Origin of the sequence: Janthinobacterium sp. 13, from assembly GCF_002749695.1 — a bacterium.
GTDB classification, from domain to species: Bacteria; Pseudomonadota; Gammaproteobacteria; order Burkholderiales; family Burkholderiaceae_D; genus Janthinobacterium; species Janthinobacterium kumbetense.
The window spans coordinates 5,000,989-5,022,493 of sequence record NZ_PEEQ01000001.1; the positions used below are offsets into that span (position 1 = coordinate 5,000,989).

The window sequence follows — 21,505 nt, forward strand, 5'->3', positions numbered from 1 at the left end:
CGATCGCGGCGATTTTCAGCTATATTGATTTCCTTTAGGTACATAACCTCACGGAGCATCAATGTCACTCAACCCCTTCCCGCCGCTGCGCCGCGGTTTTGGCGCATTCTGGCGCGCGCTGGACGCCACCCGCCGCGCGGTCATCAATCTGATTTTCCTGCTGATCGTCATCGCCATCCTGATCGCCATCTTTGGCGGCGGCGCCAAGCCCCTGGCGGAAAAGACCACGCTGGTGCTGGACTTGCAAGGCCCGTTGGTCGAGGAAACCCCGGGCGGCGTGCGCGAAGCGGTGCTGGCCAATGTCAGCGGCGAAGTCAAGAAAAACGTGCAGCTGCGCGACGTGCTGGCCGTGCTCGACACGGCGGCCAAGGACAAGAACATCGGTTCCATGGTCATCCTGCTCGACGAATTGCAGGGTGGCGGCCTCGCGTCGCTGCGCGAAGTGGCGGCCGGCGTGGAACGCTTCCGCGCCACGGGCAAGAAAGTGACGGCCTGGGGTTCCAGCTACAACCAGCGCCAGTACCTGGTGGCGGTCAAGGCCGACGAGGTATTCCTGCACCCGATGGGCGGCGTCATGCTGGAAGGCTTTGGCCGCTACCGCAATTACTACCGCGACGCGCTCGACAAGGTCGGCGTGACGGTCAACCTGCTGAAAGTGGGTACGTACAAGAGTGCGGCCGAGCCGTTCATCGCCAATGGCCCGTCCGAAGCGGCGGCCGAAGCGGACCGCTACCTGAACAACGGCCTGTGGACCACCTACACGACGGACGTGGAAAAGGCGCGCAAGCTGCCGGCCGGCGCCATCATGCAATCGATCGATGCGCTGCCGGCGCTGATGACGGCGGCCGGCGGCGACCTGGGCAAGTTGTCGCTGGACGCCAAGCTGGTCGATGGCCTGAAAACGCGCGACGAACTGCGCCAGTTCATGATGGCACGCGGCGCGAAGAACACGGAAGGCACGAATTTCCGCCAGGTGAACTACACCGACTACCTGGCGCGCCTGCGCCCCGTGCACATCGGCGACGCCGTCGGCGTGGTCATCGCCTCCGGTGAAATCGGCGACGGCATCGCGCCACCGGGCGCCATCGGCGGCCTGTCCACCTCGCGTCTGATCCGCCAGGCGCGCGAAGACAAGTCGATCAAGGCCGTCGTGCTGCGCGTCGATTCGCCTGGCGGCAGCGCCTTCGGCTCGGAATTGATCCGCCGCGAACTGGAACTGACGCGCGCCGCCGGCAAGCCGGTGGTCGTCTCGATGGGCAACGTGGCCGCTTCGGGCGGCTACTGGATCAGCACCTCGTCCGACGAAGTCATCGCCGACGCGGCCACCATCACCGGTTCCATCGGCGTGTTCGCGATTCTGCCGACGGCCGACAAGGTGGTGGAAAAGCTGGGCATCCACACGGCCGGCTCGCCGACCACCTGGCTGGCCGACGCGGGCAACCCTTTGCGTCCGCTCGACCCCCGCTTTGCGCAAGTGATCCAGGGTTCGATCAACCACGTGTATGGCGACTTCCTGAACCTGGCCGCCAAGGCGCGCAAGACGACGCCGGAAAAGATCAATGAAGTGGCGCAGGGCCGCGTCTGGACGGGCTTGCAGGCGAAAGAGCGCAACCTGGTCGACCGCATCGGCAGCTACGGCGATGCGCTGGCGTCGGCCGCCAAGCGCGCCAACCTGGGCGCCGACTACCGCGTGACGTACCTGGAGCAGGAAACGTCGAACGTGGACCGCCTGATCGGCATGTTCGGCTCCAAGGCCATGGCCTCGCTGGGATTGGGCGAGCACGTGAAACTGGGCCTGGCCGGCACGGGCTTGCCGGCCGACGCGGCGCTGGGCATGGCGCAGGACCTGAGCTGGCTGTCCGGCATCACGCGCGAGCACAAACCGTTCATGGCCCTCACGCACTGCCTGTGCGAGGTGCCCCTGGGCGGCAAGTAACACCAGCATAGACAAGCTACCCAAGCCGGCTTCGCCCGGCTTGTTTCATATGCAGGACAGCGATGAGGAGCAAGGCATGGCAAGCGACATGAACGAAAAAACCGGCACGGCCATCACCATCCGCCCCTGCGCCAAGGGCGACGAGCTGGCGCTGGCGCTGGTGGGGCAAGCGACTTTCCTGGAAGCGTTCGCCGGCATCCTCGATGGCGCCGACGTCATCGCCCATTGCCAGCGCCAGCACGACGCGCAGCTGTACCGCGATTGGCTGGCGCTGCCGGCCATGCGCCTGTGGCTGGCCGAGGCCACGCCGGGCGGCGCGCCCGTCGGCTACCTGGTCCTCAGTCCGGCCAGCCTGCCGGTGGCCGACCCGCGGCCGGACGACCTGGAAATCAAGCGCATCTACCTGCTGCACCGCTTCCAGGGGCAGCGCGTGGGCCAGCGCCTGATGCAGGCGGCCGTGGAACAGGCGCGCGCCGGCGGGGCGGGAAGGGTGCTGCTGGGCGTGTACGCGGAAAACCACGATGCGCTGGCGTTTTATGCGCGCTGCGGCTTTGCGCAGGTGGGCCGGCGCACCTTCCGCGTGGGCCGCACCGACTATCAGGATGTCATCCTCGGCATGACGCTGTAAGCGCCAACGGCCTGCGCGGCGCCAGGTCAAGCCGGCTGGCGGGAGATTTGTAGCGAGTTTGTATCTGCATGCGAGTCGCCCGCGCGCCGCCGGCGCTTGGGCGCGACACCCCGCAAGCCTGATTCTTCCACCGTTCCCCCACAGGGGCGGCATGTCTGCCGGCCCGTCTGATCCTTCCATGCCTGTCTGGCTGTGTGTAATTGTTTCAAGTAGAAATGAAACAGTTACATGACTATGCTAGAGTCGTTTCACGCTAGGGAGCGATGTTTTTTTCAGCTGACTTTCAGCTCTTGACTCCCCCGGCTTTGTACCGAAACAACCCCGAAAAACGGTCGTCCGGCCTGAGTGTGTTCCACCTCGGCCGGCGCCACAGACTCGCCGTGCCAGCGGCCTAGACAAGGATAAGCGATGGATTCGCAGATTACACCCAACACCCCGCGGCGCAGCCGCCGTTCGAAAATCGTCGGCACGGTCATCGCGCTGGCCGTGATGGCTGCGCTGGGGGGCGGTGCCTGGTACCTGACCCATTCGGGCGTCAGCGCGCAGCCCGGCGCCGGTGGCCCCGGAGGGCCGGGAGGCCCGGGCGGGCGCCGCGGCGGCCCCTCGACCACCGTGGGCGTGGCCACGGCCGTGAAATCCGACTTGCCCGTGGTGCTCGATGCGCTGGGCACGGTGACGGCCGCGTCCACCGTGACGGTGCGCCCGCAAGTGTCGGGCATTTTGAAGGAGCTGAAATTCAAGGAAGGCGGCATGGTCAAGGCGGGCCAGGTGGTGGCGCAGATCGACCCGGCCCAGTTCGAGATGGCGCTGATGCAGGCCACGGGCCAGCGCCAGCGCGATGAAGCGCAGCTGGAAAACGCGCGCCTGACCCTGAAACGCTATCAAACCCTGCTGGGCCAGGATTCCATCGCCCGCCAGGATGTCGACACGCAGGCCGCCCTGGTCAAACAATTGGAAGGTACCGTGATGACGGACCGCGCCGCCGAAGGCACGGCCAGGCTGAACCTGGGCTACACCAAGGTGGTGTCGCCGATCAGCGGCCGCGCGGGCCTGAAGGTGGTCGATATCGGCAACCTGGTGAGCACCAGCGACACGGGCGGCGTGGTGGTGGTGACGCAGCTGTCGCCCATCGACGTGGAATTTTCCGTGCCGCAGGATAAAGTGCAGACCATCCAGGAACGCCTGAATGGCGGCACGGCCCTGGCGGCGCTGGCGCTGGACCGCACGCGCACGCATACCCTGGACAAGGGCAGCCTGACGGCGCTCGACAACCAGGTCGACGTGCAGACGGGCACCGTGCGCGCCAAGGCCCGCTACACGAACGACAAGATGGCCCTGTTCCCCAGCCAGTTCGTCAACGTGCGCCTGGAACTGGGCAACATCACGGGCGCCGTGCTGGTGCCCGTGACGGCCTTGCGCCACAGCAACAACGGCGACTTCGTCTACGTGCTGAAAGCGGACAAGACCGTTACCGTGCGCATGGTCACGCGGGGCCAGGCGACCACCGACATGGTGGAAATCCGCGCCGGCCTGGAAGCGGGAGAGCAAGTCATCACGGAAGGCGCCGACCGCCTGAAGGAGGGTGCGAAAGTCACCCTGGCGGGCGACAAGCCTGCCATGGGCGGCGCCGGTGCTGCCGGTGCCGCCGGGGCGAACGGCGAACGCCGCCACCGCCGCCAGCACGCTGACGGCGCGGCCAGCGCCTCGGCGTCCGCATCGGCATCCGCGTCAGCCGCAGTGCCAGCTACTGCGCCGGCGAAGGGCGCAGCGCAATGAGTCCATCGACTCCCTTCATCAAGCGCCCCGTCGCCACGGCGCTGCTGATGCTGGCCATCGTGCTGGCGGGGCTGGTCGGCTTCAAGTTCCTGCCGCTGGCCGCCTTGCCGCAGGTGGACTTCCCCACCATCCAGGTGCAGACCCTGTACCCGGGCGCCAGTCCCGAAGTCATGGGGCAGACCGTGACGGCGCCGCTGGAGCGCCAGTTCGGGCAGATGTCCGGCTTGCAGCGCATGAGTTCCACCAGCGCGGCCGGCGTTTCCATCATCACCCTGCAATTCACCCTGGGCCAGACCCTGGACGTGGCCGAGCAGGAAGTGCAGGCGGCCATCAACGCGGGCGGCTCGCTGCTGCCGACCGACTTGCCGGCGCCGCCCGTGTACGCGAAGATCAACCCGGCCGACGCGCCCGTGCTGACCCTGGCCATCACGTCGGACACGATGCCGCTGACGCAGGTGCAGAACATCGTCAACACGCGCCTGGCGCTGAAGATCAGCCAGGTCAACGGCGTGGGCCTCGTGTCGCTGTCGGGCGGCCAGCGTCCCGCCGTGCGCATCCAGGGCGACACCAAATTGCTGGCCTCGTACGGCCTGGGCCTCGACAGCCTGCGCACGGCCATCGCGGCGGCCAACGTCAACAGCGCCAAGGGCAGTTTCGACGGTCCCACGCGCTCGTTCACCATCAACGCGAACGATCAACTCGTCACGGCGGAAGACTACAAGCGCCTGATCATCACCTATAAAAACGGCGCGCCCGTGCGCTTGTCGGACGTGGCGAATGTCGTCGACAGCGCGGAAAACACGCGCCTGGGCGCCTGGTCCGGCAAGCAGCCGGCCATCATCCTGAACGTGCAGCGCCAGCCGGGCGCCAACGTCATCAAGACGGTCGACGCCATCAAGGCCCTGCTGCCCGACCTGCAGGCCAGCCTGCCGGCGGCCATGAAGCTCGACGTGCTGAGCGACCGCACGACGGGCATCCGCGCTTCCGTCGAACACGTGGAAATGGAACTGCTGCTATCCGTGCTGCTGGTGGTGCTGGTGATCTTCGCCTTCCTGCACAGCATGCGCGCCACCGTGATCGCCAGCCTGTCCGTGCCGATTTCGCTGATCGGCGCCTGCGGCGTCATGTATCTGCTCGGCTATAGCCTGAACAACCTGTCCCTGATGGCGCTGACGATTGCCACGGGCTTCGTCGTCGACGACGCCATCGTCATGATCGAAAACATCGCCCGCTACATCGAGGAGGGCGAAACGCCGATGGCCGCCGCCCTGAAGGGCGCGTCGCAGATCGGCTTTACCATCATCTCGCTGACTGTCTCCCTGATCGCCGTGCTCATTCCCCTGCTGTTCATGGGCGACGTGGTGGGCCGCTTGTTCCGCGAATTCGCCATGACCCTGGCCATCACGATCCTGATTTCCGCCGTGGTGTCGCTCACCCTGGTGCCGATGATGTCGGCGCGCTGGCTGAAGAGCCACGCCGATGAAAAGATCAGCGCCACGGGACAGCGCATCCAGGCTTTTCTCGACAAGGTGATCGTGCAGTACGACCATGCGCTCGTGTGGGTCTTGAAACGCCAGGGCCTGACCTTGCTCGTCGCCCTGGCCACCTTGCTGCTGACCGTCATCCTGTACATCACGATTCCGAAAGGCCTGTTCCCCACGCAGGACACGGGCCAGCTGCAGGCGCGCATCGAAACCTCGCAAGCCGTCTCGTACGAGCGCATGGCCACCTTGCAGCAGGCAGCCGCCAGCGCGCTGCTGGAAGATCCTGCAGTCGATACCTTGAGTTCCCTCGTCGGCGTCGATGCGGCCAACAATACCATGCTGCACACGGGTAGCATGCTGATCAATCTCAAGCGTCCGCGCAGCGGCAGCCAGGACGAGATCATGGAGCGCCTGCGCGACCGCGTGGCCAAGGTGGCCGGCGTGACCCTGTATCTGCAGCCGACGCAGGATCTGACCATCGATGCGGAATCGGGGCCGACGCAGTACCGCGTCTCGCTCGAAGGGGCCGACACGGCCACCGTCACCGAGTGGGCCGGCAAGCTGGCGGCGCGCATGCGCGAAAAAACGCAGCTGCGCAACGTCGTCACGGATGCGGGCGCCACGGGCGCCGCCGTGACGGTCGCCATCGACCGCGACAGCGCCGCGCGCATGTCCGTCACCACGGCCACCGTCGACGATGCGCTGTACAACGCCTTCGGCCAGCGCATCATTTCGACGATTTTCACGGAAACCAACCAGTACCGCGTGATCCTCGAAGCGCAGCCGGGCATCGTCACGACGCCGTCTGACCTGTCGGACCTGCAGGTGCGCACGGGTTCCGGCAAGTCGACGCCGCTGTCCGCCTTTGCCAGCGTCAGCGAAAAACAGGCACCGTTGCAAATCACGCACGTGGCGCAATACCCGGCCACGACGCTGGGCTTTGATACGACGCAAGGCGTGGCCCTGGGCAGCGCCGTCGACGCCATCCGCCAGGCGGCGAAAGACATCGCCTTGCCGCCATCGGTGACCTTGACCTTCCTCGGCGCGGCCGGCGCGTATGAAAACTCGCTGTCGAACCAGCTGTGGCTCATTCTGGCCGCCGTCGTCTGCGTCTACATCGTGCTGGGCGTGCTGTACGAAAGCTATATCCACCCGCTGACGATTCTGTCGACCCTGCCGTCGGCCGGCGTGGGCGCCTTGCTGGCGCTGATGATTTCCGGGCAAGACCTGGGCGTGATCGGCATCATCGGCATCATCCTCCTGATCGGCATCGTCAAGAAGAACGCCATCATGATGATCGACTTCGCCATCGAGGCCGAGCGCGATGAAGGGAAAAGCCCGCAGGAAGCCATCCACCAGGCGGCGCTGCTGCGCTTCCGCCCGATCCTGATGACGACCCTGGCGGCCCTGTTCGCGGCCGTGCCGCTGATGCTGGGCTGGGGCGAGGGCGCCGAGTTGCGCCGTCCGCTGGGCCTGGCCATCTTCGGCGGCTTGATCGTCAGCCAGGTGCTGACCCTGTTTACCACGCCCGTCATCTACCTGGGCTTCGACCGCCTGGGCCAGCGCTTCGCGCGCAAGACGCCCGCGGTGAACCTGGACAAGCCGGCCGATAACGCGGGGAGCGCCGCGTGAACCTGTCCGAACCGTTCGTCAAGCGCCCCATCGCCACCGTGCTGCTGACCATCGGCATCGCGCTGGCCGGGATCGGCGCCTTCTTCGTGCTGCCCGTCTCGCCGCTGCCGCAGGTCGATTATCCGACCATTTCCGTCAGCGCCAGCCTGCCCGGCGCCAGCCCCGCGACCATGGCCACGTCGGTGGCCACGCCGCTGGAACGGCGCCTGGGCGTGATCTCGGGCGTGAACGAGATGACGTCGTCGTCGGGCACGGGCTCGGCGCGCATCAATCTGCAGTTCGACTTGAACCGCAAGATCGATTCGGCCGCGCGCGAAGTGCAGGCGGCCATTGCCGCCTCGCGCGTGGACTTGCCGGCCACCCTGCGCAGCAACCCCACCTACCGCAAGGCCAATCCGTCCGACGCGCCCGTGATCATCCTGGCGCTGACGTCGAAGACGCGCACGCCGGGCCAGATCTACGACGCCGTGTCGAACCTGGTGCAGCAGAAAGTGGCGCAAGTGAAGGGCGTGGGCGACGTGGAACTGGGCGGCGGCTCGCTGCCGGCCGTGCGCGTGGAACTGCTGCCGTACCAGCTCAATCACTATGCCGTATCGATGGAAGACGTGCGCGCGGCCATCCAGGCCAGCAACGCCAACCGCCCGAAAGGGGCGATTTCCGGCGACGAGCGCAGCCTGCAGATCTATTCGGGCGCGGCGACGGCGTCGGGCGGGCGCAGCGCCGCCGATTACCGCAGCCTGGTGGTGGCCTGGCGCGACGGCGCCGCCATCCGCCTCGACGACGTGGCCGAAGTGGTCGACGGCGTGGAAAACAACAATACCCTGGGCCTGTTCAATGGCGACCCGGCCGTCATCGTGCTGATCACGCGCCAGCCCGGCGCCAACGTCATCGCCACGGTGGACGGCGTGCGCGCGCTGCTGCCGCAACTGCAGGCGCAGCTGCCCGGCGACATCAAGCTGCAGGTGGCGTCCGACAGCACCAATTCCATCCGCTCGTCCCTGCACGAGATCGAGTTCACGCTGATCCTGTCCATCGTGCTCGTCGTGCTGGTGGTCAGCGCCTTTTTGCGCAGCGTGCGCGCCACCATCATCCCCGCCGTGGCCACCATCGTCTCGCTGCTGGGCACCTTCGGCGTGATGTACATGCTGGGCTTTTCGCTAAATAACCTTTCCTTGATGGCGCTCACGGTGGCCACCGGCTTTGTCGTCGATGATGCCATCGTGGTGCTGGAAAACACGCAGCGCCACATCGAGGCAGGCATGGACCGCTTCAAGGCGGCCCTGCTGGGCGCGCGCGAAGTGGGCTTTACGGTGCTGTCGATCAGCCTGTCGCTGGTGGCCGTCTTCATCCCGCTGCTGTTCATGGGCGGCCAGGTGGGGCGGCTGTTCCGCGAATTCGCCGTGACCCTGTCGGCCGCCGTGATGATTTCGCTCGTCATCTCGCTCACCACCACGCCGATGATGTGCGCCTGGCTGCTGAAAAGCGGGCAGCAGCACAAGCCGCCAGGCGTCGTCGCGCGCTGGTTCGAGCGGGGCTTCGAGCGCATGCTGAACGTGTATGAACACTGCCTGGACTGGGCCTTGTCGAGCGCCGCTCTCGTGATGACGATCCTCGTGTTCGTCGTCGGCCTGAACGTGTACCTGTTCGCGGCCGCGCCCAAGGGCTTTTTCCCGCAGCAGGACACGGGCCAGATCAATGGCGGCATGCGCGCCGACCAGAGCATCTCGTTCCAGGCCATGCAGGCCAAATTGCGCCAGCTGGTCGACATCATCAAGGACGATCCGGCCGTCGCCACCGTCGTCGGGTTCACGGGCGGCGGCAGGGCGGGGGGCGGCTTCATGTTCATCGACTTGAAGCCGGCCTCGCAGCGCACGGACAAGGGGCAAGCCGTGATCGCCCGCCTGCGCCCGCAGCTGGCCAAGGTGACGGGCATTTCGCTGTTCCTCAACCCCGTGCAGGATTTGCGCATGGGCGGGCGCTCCAGCAATTCCACGTACCAGTACACCCTGATCAGCGACAACCAGGCGGACTTGAAGAAATGGGCGGCGAAACTGGCCGACCAGATGAAGCTGCAGCCGGCCCTGATCGACGTGGACACGGACCAGGCGGAAAACGGCGTGGAAACCTTTGTTTCCATCGACAAGGACCGCGCCACGCAGCTGGGCGTGCAAGTCAAGGATATCGACAATGCGCTGTACAACAGCTTCGGCCAGCGCCAGGTGGCGACCATCTACGATGAGCTGAACCAGTATCACGTGATCATGGAAGTGGCGCCCCGCTACGCGCAAAGCCCGGAAGCGCTGCGCTCCGTGTACGTGCCCGCGTCGAATGCGGCCGCCGTCGCCGCCACCGGCACGACGGCCGCCAGCACCGCCGCGGCCAGCACCAGCGTGGCGGCGACGACGTCCAATACGACGGCGGCGCGCGATCCGTCCAGCGGCTCGGCCTTGAGCACCACCCTGGCGAAGATGGTGCCGCTGTCGTCGTTCAGCAGCTTCGCGGAAAGCTCGACGGCGACGTCGATCAACCACCAGGGCGGCGAACTGGCGACCACCGTGTCGTTCAACCTGGCCGACGGCTATCCGCTCAGCGACGGGCAGGCTGCCGTGGCCCAGGCGGAGTCGGAAATCGGCATGCCCGTGAACGTGCGCGGCAGCTTCCAGGGTTCGGCGAAGAGTGCGCAGGACAGCAACAAGGAGCAGCCGCTGCTGATCCTGGCGGCCATCGTGGTGATCTACATCGTGCTGGGCATCCTGTACGAAAGCCTGATCCACCCCGTCACCGTGCTGTCGACCTTGCCGTCGGCGGGGGTGGGCGCCGTGCTGGCCTTGCTGCTGTTCCGCATGGAGTTTTCCATCATCGCCCTGATCGGCGTGTTCCTGTTGATCGGTATCGTCAAGAAAAATGCTATATTGATCATCGACTTCGCGCTGGAGGCCGAGCGTTCGCGCGGGCTGACAGCTGTGGAAGCGGTGCGCGAGGCTTGTTTGCTGCGTTTCCGCCCCATTCTGATGACCACCCTGGCGGCGGCGCTTGGCGCCTTGCCGCTGGCGATCGGTTTCGGCGAGGGGTCAGAGCTACGCCAGCCCTTGGGGGTCGCCATCATCGGCGGCCTGATTGCCAGCCAGTTACTCACATTGCTGACCACCCCGGTGGTCTACATCCTGCTCGACAAGCTGCGCACGCGCAGCGCCGACGAGCAGCAATTGAGCCGCATTCCTGGGCCAGATAACCCGAGCACACAATCATGAAGCAAGTAAAACCTATCGTATCGACCGTCCCTGCACGCCACCTGCTGGCACTGGGCGTCGCCACCGCCGTCCTCCTGCTGGCCGGCTGCGCCGTCAGCCCCGCGTATGAAACGCCGACGGCCGCCGCGCCGCAAGCGTTCAAGGAGGCGGCCGGCTGGCAGCCTGCCGTGCCGGCCGACACCCTGGAGCGGGGACCGTGGTGGACCCTGTTCGGCGACGCGCAATTGAACCAGCTGGCCGAAGGCATCGACATCTCGAACCAGAACGTGGCCGCCGCCATCGCTTCCTACGAGCAGGCGCGCGCGCTGGTGCGCGAACAGCGCGCCTCGCTGTTCCCCACCGTGAACCTGACGGGCAGCGGCGCCCGCTCGGGCGGCGGCGGCGAGCAGCAGACGAACAACAACTTCAAGGCCGCCATCGGCGCGTCGTGGGAACCGGACGTGTGGGGCAAGCTGCGCGCCGGCGTGACGGGCGCGGACGCCAGCGCCAGCGCCAGCGCGGCCGACCTGGCCGCCGCGCGCCTGTCGGCGCAGGGCGAGCTGGCCACCAATTACTTTTCGCTGCGCCAGAGCGATGCGCAGATCGCGCTCCTGAATGCCACCATCGATGGCTACAAGCGCGTGCTCGACATCACCAGCAACCGCTTCAATTCGGGCATCGCCGCCAAGTCCGACCTGCTGCAGGCGCAGACGCAGCTGGCCAATGCGCAGATCGACCTGTCGAGCCAGACGCGTTCACGCGCGCAGCTGGAACATGCGATCGCGATACTTTTGGGCCGCGCGCCGTCCGACTTCAGCCTGGCCGTGGCGCCGTGGACCCTGACCGTGCCCGAGGTGCCGCTGGGCGTGCCGTCGACCCTGCTGCAGCGCCGTCCCGACATCGCTGCTGCCGAGCGCCGGGTGGCCGTGGCCAACGAGCAGATCGGCATCGCCCGTTCCGCGTATTACCCGAGCCTGAACCTGACGGGTTCCTACGGTTCCGGCGCCAGCAAGGTGGGCGACCTGTTCAATGCCTCATCGAGCCTGTGGTCGCTGGGCGTGTCGGCCGCGCAAACCCTGTTCAACGCGGGCGCCACCACGGCCAGCGTGGATGCGGCCAAGGCGGGACACGAGGCGGCCGTGGCGCGCTACCGCCAGACGGTATTGAGTGCCTTTGGCGCCGTGGAAGACCAGTTGTCGGCCACGCGCGCGCTGGCCGAACAGCTGGCCTTGCGCCAGCAGGCGTCATCCGCCGCCGACCAGGTCGAGCAGCAGATGCTGAACCGCTACAACGCGGGCCAGGTCGGCTATACGGACGTGGTGACGGCGCAAGTGACGGCCCTGTCGGCGCGCCGTTCGCTGGTGCAGGCGCAGGCGGACCGCCAGACGACGGCCGTGGCCCTGATCCAGTCGCTGGGCGGCGGCTGGCACGTGCCGCAGGCGCAGTAAAGGGGACGGCTAGGGGGCAGCCTGGCGCAGGGAAAAGCCCTGCGCCAAATTCGTGTTTTGCCGCGCATCTTGAGTGCTAGAATGCAAGATTATCAATTCCCAGCCTGACGCTTTGGCCGTGGCTGCACTCTTGCAGAAGATGACACGCAGTAAACACAGCAATGCTTCCGTCCCTGAAGTGGCCACCATCGTTTTCCCCGTGGTGGCCATCGGCGCATCCGCCGGCGGACTCGATCCCATCGTTGCCTTCCTGGCGAACGTGCCGCAGGAGAGCGGGATTGCCTATGTGGTGATCCAGCATCTTGATCCCACGCAAAAGGCCATGCTGCCGGAACTGCTGCAGCGCGCCACCAGCATCCCCGTCACGGAAATCACGCACCAGGCGGAGTTGCGGCCCAACCATATCTATGTGATACCGTCGAATGCCGACCTGGGCTTGTCCAAGGGGCGTTTCGTGCTCAGCGAACCGGTGCAGCTGCGCGGGCACCGCTTGCCCATCAACACCTTTTTCGAAAGCCTCGCAAGCGAACTGGGCGAACTGGCCGTGGGCGTGATTTTTTCCGGCATGGGTAATGACGGCACGCGCGGCTTGCAGGCGATCAAGCAGGCAGGGGGCCTGACCCTGGCCCAGCATCCGGACACGGCCAAGTTCGACATGATGCCGCAAAGCGCGATTGCCGCGGAAGTGGTGGACCTGGTCGACTTTCCCGACAAGATGCCGGACAAGATCATCACCTATCTGTTCCGCAGCAGCTTCCTCAGCCTGCCGGGCCATGAACCGAACGGGCGAAATTCCTTGCAGGAAATTGTCGCCTTGCTGTCCGAACACACGGGCAACAGTTTTACGGATTACAAGATCAACACGGTGCTGCGGCGCATCGAGCGGCGCATGAGCTTGTATCAAATGTCGTCGATGGAAGAATACGTGCCGTATCTGCGTGCCAATCCCACCGAAATCGACTTGCTGTTCAAGGAATTGCTGATCGGCGTGACGAGTTTCTTCCGCGACCCGAAAGTGTGGGAATACCTGAAGATGGTCGCCTTGCCGCAATTGCTGGCGGCCCATCCGGAAGGACGCGCGTTCAAGGCCTGGGTGCCCGCCTGTTCCACGGGCGAGGAAGCGTATTCGCTGGCCATGGTATTCCATGAAGTGGTGGCCAGCATCAATCCGCCGTCGAAGTACAGCCTGCAGATCTTTGCCACCGACCTGTCGGCCGACGCCATCGACCGTGCGCGCCAGGGGCGCTTTCCACACAGCATCAGCAGCGACGTGTCGGCCGAACGCCTCGGGCGTTTCTTCTTGCGCGACAAGAACGATTATCACGTGAAAAAAGAGATACGCAACACGATCATCTTTGCCCAGCAAAACATCATTTCCGATCCGCCGTTCACCAAGCTCGACATCCTGTGCTGCCGCAATCTGCTGATTTATCTCAATGCCAAGCTGCAGCAGCGTTTGATACCCCTGTTTCATTACGCCTTGAACCGCGACGGGATTTTGCTGCTGGGCAGCGCCGACACGCCCGGCCATTTTTCCGACCTGTTTTCACCGCTGACCACGTCGACCCGGCTGTACCGCCGCCTCGACAACCTGGCGCGTCAGCGCCTGCCCACGTATTTCCCCACCAAGGTATCGTTGGCATCCCCCCCTACACCTAGCGACACGAGAGAAGTCAGCATGACTGGAAAGATTCAATCCCATGTCGAGCAATTATTGCTCCAGAAATATTCACCGGCTGCCGCGCTGCTGAACCAGGATGGCGACATCCTGTACATCAACGGGCGCACGGGCGCCTTCCTCGAACCGGCAGCCGGCAAGGCCAACTGGAATATCCACGCCATGGCGCGCGAAGGCTTGCGCTACGAGCTGGCTGGCCTCATCAAGGAAGCCTTGCAGAGCGAGAGGGTGGTGCGCCTGAAGGGGCTGGTGGTCAAGGACCACCTGGGACAGTCGCTGGGCGTCGACCTGAGCGCGGAAGCGCTGAGCCAGCCTGAATCCTTGCGCGGCATGGTGTTCGTGACGTTTGCCAGCGCGCCGCTGGTGGCCGAGGCGCGCCGCGGCCGCTCGCCGAACCCCAAGGTGCTGGAACTGGAACAGCAACTGGCGCAGGCGCGCAATGAAATCCAGGCCGTGCGCGACGAGATGCAGACGTCGCGCGAGGAACTCAAATCGGCCAACGAGGAACTGCAGTCGACCAATGAAGAGCTGCAATCGACGAACGAGGAGCTGACCACGTCGAAGGAAGAGATGCAGTCGCTCAACGAAGAGTTGTACACGGTCAATGCGGAGCTGCAATCGAAGGTCGATGATTTGTCGCTGGTCAATAGCGACATGAAGAATCTGCTCAATAGTACCGATATCGCCACCATTTTCCTCGACAGCGACCTGCGCATCCGCCGCTTCACGGCGCCGGCCACGCAAATCTATAAGCTGATCCAGACGGACTTGCGCCGTCCGCTCAGCGACATCGTCAACGACCTCGATTATCCGGGCCTGGAAGACGATGCGCTGGAAGTGATCCGCAGCCTGGTGTTTTGCGAGCGGCAAGTGGAAACCAAGACGGGGCGCTGGTACAACGTGCGCATAATGCCGTACCGCACGATCGAAAATGTGATCGATGGCGTGGTGGTGACCTTCATCAACATTACAGAGTCGAAACTGCTGGAAGCCCAGCTGCGCCAGATCCAGTCCGGCGCCGTGGCCGGCGGTAGTAGCGGCGAGCACGTGTCATGAGCGAACCATTCGACGGCAGCGCGCCGGCCCGCCTGAGAGAGCAGGCGGAGCAATTGGCCGCGGAGCAGCGCCAGCCCGTGCCGCAGTCGAATGAAGACGTGATGCGTCAGTTGCATGAGTTGCAGGTCAGCCAGATCGAGCTGGAAATGCAGAGCGCGGCCCTGGCCGAGCTGGAACAGCTGAAAAACGAATTTGAAAGCAGCCGCGACCGTTATGCGCAGCTGTATGAACAGGCGCCCGTCAGTTACTTTTCGCTGGCGCGCGAAGGCGTGATCACGCGTGTCAACGTGGCGGCTTGCGGCTTGTTGCAACGGGACAAGAACCGGTTGCTGGGACGGCGTTTCGAGCAATTCGTCGCGCCCCAGGCGCAGGGCGGCTTCCGGCGCTTCCTCGACGCCGTCTTCACCGGCGGCGCGCGCCAGGTGCTCGAAGCGCCGCTGTTCGAAGGCGAAGCGGGCGGCATGTGCGGCATGGTGCGCATCGAAGCCAATTACGATGCGGACAGCGCCACGGCGCGCATGCTGGTGACGGACCTGGGCGACGAGCACGCGCGCGAATCGGCCTTGCGGCGCGCCTTCGTGATACTCGACAGCATACGCGAAGGCGTGCTGGTGACGGACAGCGCCAACCGCATCATTTCCGTCAACCCCGCGTTCACCACCATTACCGGCTACCAGGCGGAGGAAGCCATCGGCCGCGATCCGTCCTTCCTCGGCGGCGGCACGCATTTGCCGCACTTTTATGAAGCCATGTGGCGCAGCCTGCACCAGGATGGCAGCTGGTATGGCGAACTGGTGAACCGGCGCAAGAATGGCGAGCGCTTCGTCGAATCGCTGTCGATCACGCCGATGCGCAGCCCGGATGGCGCGATCAGCCACTTTGTCGGCGTGTTTTCCGATATCACCGAGCGCAAGCTGGCCGAGGCGGACTTGCGCGAACTGCACCGCGAGCTGGACCAAAGGGTGGTCGACCGCACGGCCGAATTGCTGCGGGCCAACCAGCACCTGCAGCTGGAAGTGCACCAGCGTGAGCGGGCGCAGGAAGCCTTGCGCGATGCCGAGCGCTTCTTTCACGCCACCATCGATTCCCTGACGGACCGGGTGTTGGTGCTGGACCGGTCGGGCCGCGTCGTGCATGCCAACCAGGCTTGCCTGGCCTTCGTCGGGCAAACGCCGCAGCCGCTGCACTACCTGGAATTTTGCGACACGGACCCGCGCTGGCAGCGCAGCGCCGGGCGCGAGCTGGCCGCCGGCATCCGCTCCGTCATCGCCGGCAACGCGGACACGTTTGCGCTCGAATATGAGTTTGCCACGCGCTCGGGTCCCCGCTGGTCGCAGGCCAGGATCAGCCGTTTCCTCGGCGAAGGGCCGCTGCGCGTGGTGGTGGCGCATACGGACATCACCGAACGCAAGCTGATGGATGGCGCCCTGCGCCAGTCGCATGCGCAGCTGCGCCAGCTGGCGCTGCACCTGGAAACGGCCAAGGAAGACGAGCGCAAGCGCATTTCGCGCGATATCCACGATGAACTGGGGCAAAACCTGCTGGCGCTGCGCATCGATATTTCCATGCTCAGCGCGCGCACGGAAGGCTCCCATCCGCGCCTGCACCGCCGGGTCGGCGCCGTGCTCAGCAACGTTGACACCACCATCAAGAGCGTGCGCGGCATCATGAACGAGCTGCGCCCGATGGCGCTGGACCTGGGCTTGCAAGCCGCCATCGAGTGGCAGGTGGGCGACTTCCGCAAGCGCAGCGGCGTCGCTTGCCAGCTGCTGATACGCGACGAGGCATTGTTTTCCGCCATCGGCAGCCAGGTCGAGATCGTGCTGTTCCGCATCGTGCAGGAAGCGCTCAGCAACGTCATGCGCCATGCCCAGGCCAGCCAGGTCGAGATCGAGCTCAGTTCGGATGCCTGCGCCGTGTATGTGGCCATCAGCGACAACGGCATCGGCATCACGCCCCAGCAGCAGCGCAAGAAGCAGTGCTTTGGCCTGATCGGCATTGCCGAGCGGGTGACGGCGCTGGGCGGGCAGTTCGAGGTCGGTGTGCCGGCCTCGGGCGCCGGTTGCCGGCTGGCCCTGCAGATCCCCTTGCAGGGGACGGGACGGCCGGCCGCCTGATACAGAAATTGCAATGGGATAATTTTGGCTATGTCACCGTCAAATGTGGGAATGCTCCCAGCGTTGCTTTCAATAACGTTTCTGGTGAGCGGATGCGCCTGGCGTCGAGTATCCAGCGCCAGCCCAGGTAATTCGGCAGGTAGCGCGTCGCCACGCCGCGAAAGGGCCGCAGCCAGTCCCGCAGACGGCTGTGATACGCATTGACGTTCTGCACATGCGCGGCGCCCTGCACACGGATGCCGGCGCGCAAGTTGACGGCCTGGTGGCTGATGCCCGCTTCCCTGGCAAACGCCCGGTAGGCGGCATGGCCATCCGTTACCAGCAGGACATCCTTATCGATGACGGGCAACAAACAGCGGTGCAGCTGTGCCTTCGTCAACGCCCCTTTGCCCGTGACGAAATCGAGGGTCTGGCCTGTACGGTCGCGCGCCACCAGGATACAGACCTGCTCATCGGAAATACCGCGCTGGCGGGCATGGCCGCCCCGGCGGCGGGCCGGACGCGTCATCTGCCTGGATCCTTTTTCCGATTCCAGCACATATAACTCGTCCGCCTCGGCAATGCCATGCAGGCCATGCGGCCGATCCGTCCTGGCGACGCGGAGAAAACGGTGGCGCCAGCGAAACGTGGTGTTGCGGTGCAGTCCCAACTGCTGAGCGGCCTGGCGTACCGACCTGGAATCGAGCAGGCAATCGGCATAGGCGATCCACAACGATTTATGGCGCAAGCGGGACAGCGGCGTGCCCGTCAAGGCATTGAAAGTGCGCCCGCACGGTACACAACGGTAGCGCTGCAAGCCATGCGCATGGCCATGCCGGTGCAGCTGATGCGCGTGGCAGGCGGGACAGGCCAAGCGCGGCTGCGCCACGCTTTCCAGCAGCGCGACGGTCGCGTCATGTGGCGCGTTGCCACGCAGCAAGGTTATGCCTGCCTGCCGCTGGCGCCGGTTCAGGTAAGCAAACTGTGCGATAAAGCTGATCCATTCGGCTGGCTGCATGATCTGCTCCCCGCGTGGTGAATATGCAGAGTCAGACAGCGCAGCCAACGGAAGATTCCGGCATTTCCCCTACTTGCCGATGACAGAGCCATAATTTTTGCCGACTCAGGCCGCCTGGACAGGCTATACTTTCGCCTGCTTTTTATGGAGGAGCAAATCTTGTTCAAGACAATCGTATTACCAGTCGCCTTGCTGGGCGCGTTCGCCGGCGCACACGCTGACGAAGGGCAGTGGCAACCACACCAATTGCCGCAGCTGAAAGCCGAACTGAAACGGGTCGGCATCGACATTCCTGCAGAAAAACTGGCCGACCTGAGCAAGCACCCGATGAGCGCCATCGTGTCGCTGGGCGGCTGCTCGGCCGCCTTCGTCTCCGACGCCGGCCTGGTGGTGACGAACCACCACTGCGCGTATGGCGCCGTGCAGCGCAATTCCACGCCGGAACACAATTACATCACCGACGGCTTCCTGGCCAAGACGCGCGCCGCAGAGCTGCCGGGCGGTCCGAACAGCCTCGTGTATGTGACGGACAAGGTGGAAAACGTCAGCGACCGCGTGCTGAAAGGCTTGACGGCCGACATGAGCGGCCGCGCGCGCCACGAAGCCGTGGAAAAGCGCGTCAAGGACCTGATCGCCGAATGCGAAACGGACAAGATGTACCGCTGCTCCGTGCCCGCCTTCCACCGCGGCCTCGAGTACTACCGCATCCGCCAGATGATGATACGCGACGTGCGCCTCGTGTACGCGCCATCGGACAAGATCGGCAACTTCGGCGGCGATACCGACAACTACGAGTGGCCGCGCCACACGGGCGATTACTCGTTCCTGCGCGCCTACGTGGGCAAGGATGGCCGTCCGGCCGACCCGTCGCCCGACAACGTGCCGTACCAATCGAAGGATTTCCTGGTGGTGTCGGCCGAAGGCTTGAAAGCCGGTGACGGCATCTTGCTGGCGGGCTACCCCGGCCGCACCAGCCGCTACAAGCTGCCGGCGGAAATCCGCTTCGCGCGCGATACGGCCTTCCCCCTGAAAGTATCCGAACTGCAAGCGGACCTGGCCGTGATGGCCGACTCGACGAAGGGTGACGCGGCCGCTGCCGTGCGCTATGCGAGCGTGGTGAAAAGCATCAACAACGTGCTGAAGAAAACCCAGGGCTTGCTCGACGGTTTCGCCCGCAAGGACATCGCCGCCATCAAGGACGTGCAGGATGCCGAGTTCCGCGCCTGGTACGCCAAACAGCCGAACGTGTCGCCGACCCTGCTGGCCGAACTGGACGCGGCGATCGCCAGCGACATGGCCTTGAGCGAAGAAGAGTTCGCCTGGAGCGTGGCCACCAACAGCGACTTGCTGAAAAGCGCGCGCACCATCTACCGCCTGTCGCTGGAGCGCCAGAAAGCGGATGCCGAGCGCGAATCGGGCTTCCAGCAGCGCGACCTGGCCTTCATCAAGGCCCGCCTGGCCCGTCTGGAACAGTCGTATGTCAACAAGGTCGACCAGGCGCGTTTTGAAGCCGGTCTGAAGCGTTACGCGCAACTGGCGGCGAAGAGCCATCCGCAAGGCCTGGACGCGCTGTTGCCGGCGCCAGGCGCCGTGGCGGCCCTGTATCAGCAGACGCAACTGGCTGACACGGCCAAGCGCCTGGCCTGGCTGGAAAAGGACCAGGCCGCTGTTGCCCAGTCCGATGACGCCTTCATGGCGCTGGCCATCAAGCTGCAGCCCGTCGAAGCGGCGCTGGAAGAGCGCCGCAAGGAAATCGACGGCAACCTGGAACGCGTGATTCCGCAATACATGCAAGCCGTGATTGCCTGGAAGAAATCGCAAGGCAAGCCGGTCTATCCTGACGCCAACTCGACCCTGCGCGTCACGTATGGTACGGTATCGCCGTACTCGCCGCGCGATGGCATCACCAAGGGGCCGTTCACGACCGTGGAAGGCATCGTTGAGAAAGTCACGGGCAAGGCTCCGTTCGAAGCGCCGCAAGGCTTGATTGACGCCGTCAAGCAAAAACGCTACGGTCAGTTCCGCGACCCGGCACTGGGCACGGTGCCCGTCAACTTCCTCACCAGCGCCGACACCACGGGCGGCAATTCCGGCTCGGCCGTGATGAACAAGCGCGGCGAATTGATCGGCCTGAACTTCGATTCGACGTATGAATCGATCACCAAGGACTGGTACTTCGACACGGCCATCACGCGCGCCATCCACCTCGACATCCGCTACATGCTGTGGGTGATGAAGGAAGTGGACCACGCGGATAACTTGCTGCAGGAAATGACGATCAAGTATCCGAAGGCAGTGAAAGCCGCCAAGAAATAAGCTTTAGCTTGCGCTAGCGCAAAGCCGCATCCGCCGCAGGGCCGATGCGGCTTTTTTGCGGCCGCACCGTACGCGCGGCCGGCGCCTGCCGCATCGGCTGCGCCACGTATAATTCCGATCACTTTCCACTCTTATTTTTTCGACAGGCCCGCCATGCCCCCGACTCCCGCTTTACCACTTGATTGGCAGACATTTGAAACTGCCTACGACGTCGAAGAAACCTGCTTCAAGCTGGCCAGCGCGTCGCTGGCCTTGCTGGGCGCGTCCCCATTCAAGGACCAGGCATTTTCCGCCTTTGCCTTCAACGCCGTATCGTTCCCCTCCCTTTCGCTGAGCCTTGACACCGATCCCGCCAACCGGGAGCGCGATTACTATCCTCCGGACTGGTCGAACGAGTGCATCGAAGTCGACGTGCCGGAAATCGGCCAGCTGTGGGAGGAGGGCTATGCAAGGATCGAAGGCGCGCTGCTCGAGCTGATCGACGCTGCCGATGACGAGCTGCTCGATGCCATCGAGGAGGGCTATCTGCACAGCCTGAGGAAAACCATGGTGCGGCTTGAAACGAGCCATGCGTTCGAGCAGATCAGGACCTGCCCGCGATTCTGGACCGTCGTCACGCAAATCGACGCCGATACGGAGGAAGAGGAGCGGCTGCTCGACCAGGTGCGCCAGGGCCTCCCGGCGTGAGCCTCCGCCGCCATTGCAGGCCGCGCGCTACAGCAGGGCTTGCCAGCGCCTGACTTCCGCGTCCGTCAGCATCGGCCCCCAGCCGCCACGCAGCGCCGCATCGTGCTGCACATAGTGCGCAAGCGGCGGCGCCGCCACGCCATGCCTGGCACAGATATCAAGCACGTCCTCCAGCTGGCGCCGGCTTGCCGCAAGGTCATCGCCATGCCAGGTACAGGCGCTCGTTTCCAGCACATGCCCGACAAGTTGCTCCAGCGCACCGAGCAGGTGCCCGGGCAGCGCCATGCGCAGGTCGTCCGGCCAGGGATCGCCCATGCCCGTGACGGCCAGGCAAGCAAAGCCGCGCTCCCAGGCGGCAAAATCCCCCGGCGCGAGCTGCGCCACCTTCCATGCGTGGCCGGCGAACGCGGACAGCGCCGGGTGGTGCAGGGCATGCTGCCGGCAAAAGCGTTGCAGGCACGTGAGCGCAAGGCATTGCCTGGCAATCACGGAGAGCGTGTCTATCGATATGTCATGCATG

The 21,505-nt window shown here is 64.9% G+C and carries 12 protein-coding genes; 10 read left to right on the forward strand and 2 right to left on the reverse strand.

What is annotated here, in order from left to right; genetic code table 11:
* Window positions 1–61 precede the first annotated feature (61 nt).
* The 8 genes from sppA to CLU94_RS22085 all read left to right on the forward strand — a co-directional run bounded on the left by sppA (window position 62) and on the right by CLU94_RS22085 (window position 16,985).
* Entirely contained in the window at window positions 62–1,936 is a 1,875-nt protein-coding gene (sppA, locus tag CLU94_RS22050) for a signal peptide peptidase SppA (RefSeq protein WP_099667188.1), read from the forward strand.
* 88 nt (window positions 1,937–2,024) lie between these two features.
* Window positions 2,025–2,564, forward strand: coding sequence for a GNAT family N-acetyltransferase (locus CLU94_RS22055; protein WP_099668434.1), 540 nt, complete (start codon window positions 2,025–2,027; stop codon window positions 2,562–2,564).
* Between the two features lie 408 nt (window positions 2,565–2,972).
* Window positions 2,973–4,340, forward strand: a complete 1,368-nt coding sequence (locus tag CLU94_RS22060) for an efflux RND transporter periplasmic adaptor subunit (protein ID WP_099667189.1) — start codon at window positions 2,973–2,975, stop codon at window positions 4,338–4,340.
* Complete coding sequence (locus CLU94_RS22065; RefSeq protein WP_099667190.1) at window positions 4,337–7,456, forward strand: efflux RND transporter permease subunit; 3,120 nt, start codon at window positions 4,337–4,339, stop codon at window positions 7,454–7,456. The genes CLU94_RS22060 and CLU94_RS22065 overlap by 4 nt, the downstream gene beginning before the upstream one ends.
* Window positions 7,453–10,707, forward strand: a complete 3,255-nt coding sequence (locus CLU94_RS22070) for an efflux RND transporter permease subunit (RefSeq protein ID WP_099667191.1) — start codon at window positions 7,453–7,455, stop codon at window positions 10,705–10,707. Before CLU94_RS22065 ends, CLU94_RS22070 begins: the two co-directional genes overlap by 4 nt.
* Window positions 10,704–12,134: an efflux transporter outer membrane subunit gene (locus tag CLU94_RS22075; RefSeq protein WP_257218934.1), complete on the forward strand. Its 1,431-nt coding sequence runs from the start codon at window positions 10,704–10,706 to the stop codon at window positions 12,132–12,134. Before CLU94_RS22070 ends, CLU94_RS22075 begins: the two co-directional genes overlap by 4 nt.
* A gap of 139 nt (window positions 12,135–12,273) precedes the next feature.
* Window positions 12,274–14,868 carry a chemotaxis protein CheB gene (locus CLU94_RS22080; protein ID WP_099668436.1) on the forward strand — a complete coding sequence of 865 codons (2,595 nt, stop codon included), beginning with the start codon at window positions 12,274–12,276 and terminating at the stop codon, window positions 14,866–14,868.
* Window positions 14,865–16,985 carry a sensor histidine kinase gene (locus CLU94_RS22085; protein WP_257218935.1) on the forward strand — a complete coding sequence of 707 codons (2,121 nt, stop codon included), beginning with the start codon at window positions 14,865–14,867 and terminating at the stop codon, window positions 16,983–16,985. Before CLU94_RS22080 ends, CLU94_RS22085 begins: the two co-directional genes overlap by 4 nt.
* 28 nt (window positions 16,986–17,013) lie before the next feature.
* Here the strand turns inward: CLU94_RS22085 and CLU94_RS22090 are convergent, their stop codons facing one another.
* A complete protein-coding gene (locus tag CLU94_RS22090) occupies window positions 17,014–17,982 on the reverse strand; it encodes an IS1595 family transposase (RefSeq protein ID WP_099667192.1) in 969 nt (322 codons plus the stop codon).
* A 159-nt stretch (window positions 17,983–18,141) separates the two neighbouring features.
* Here CLU94_RS22090 and CLU94_RS22095 point away from each other — a divergent pair, with 159 nt between their 5' ends.
* Complete coding sequence (locus CLU94_RS22095) at window positions 18,142–20,298, forward strand: S46 family peptidase (RefSeq protein WP_369812185.1); 2,157 nt, start codon at window positions 18,142–18,144, stop codon at window positions 20,296–20,298.
* A gap of 153 nt (window positions 20,299–20,451) precedes the next feature.
* Complete coding sequence (locus tag CLU94_RS22100) at window positions 20,452–20,985, forward strand: DUF4303 domain-containing protein (RefSeq protein WP_099667194.1); 534 nt, start codon at window positions 20,452–20,454, stop codon at window positions 20,983–20,985.
* A 27-nt stretch (window positions 20,986–21,012) separates the two neighbouring features.
* Here the strand turns inward: CLU94_RS22100 and CLU94_RS22105 are convergent, their stop codons facing one another.
* Entirely contained in the window at window positions 21,013–21,504 is a 492-nt protein-coding gene (locus CLU94_RS22105) for a hypothetical protein (RefSeq protein ID WP_099667195.1), read from the reverse strand.
* Between the last annotated feature and the right edge of the window lies 1 nt (window position 21,505).

Bases quoted from the DNA above. Each gene is read 5' to 3' on its own strand.
- sppA (WP_099667188.1), top strand. From the start codon at position 62: ATGTCACTCAACCCCTTCCCGCCGCTGCGCCGCGGTTTTGGCGCATTC.
- CLU94_RS22055 (WP_099668434.1), top strand. From the start codon at position 2,025: ATGAACGAAAAAACCGGCACGGCCATCACCATCCGCCCCTGCGCCAAG.
- CLU94_RS22060 (WP_099667189.1), top strand. From the start codon at position 2,973: ATGGATTCGCAGATTACACCCAACACCCCGCGGCGCAGCCGCCGTTCG.
- CLU94_RS22065 (WP_099667190.1), top strand. From the start codon at position 4,337: ATGAGTCCATCGACTCCCTTCATCAAGCGCCCCGTCGCCACGGCGCTG.
- CLU94_RS22075 (WP_257218934.1), top strand. From the start codon at position 10,704: ATGAAGCAAGTAAAACCTATCGTATCGACCGTCCCTGCACGCCACCTG.
- CLU94_RS22080 (WP_099668436.1), top strand. From the start codon at position 12,274: ATGACACGCAGTAAACACAGCAATGCTTCCGTCCCTGAAGTGGCCACC.
- CLU94_RS22085 (WP_257218935.1), top strand. From the start codon at position 14,865: ATGAGCGAACCATTCGACGGCAGCGCGCCGGCCCGCCTGAGAGAGCAG.
- CLU94_RS22090 (WP_099667192.1), bottom strand. From the start codon at position 17,982: ATGCAGCCAGCCGAATGGATCAGCTTTATCGCACAGTTTGCTTACCTG.
- CLU94_RS22100 (WP_099667194.1), top strand. From the start codon at position 20,452: ATGCCCCCGACTCCCGCTTTACCACTTGATTGGCAGACATTTGAAACT.
- CLU94_RS22105 (WP_099667195.1), bottom strand. From the start codon at position 21,504: ATGCATGACATATCGATAGACACGCTCTCCGTGATTGCCAGGCAATGC.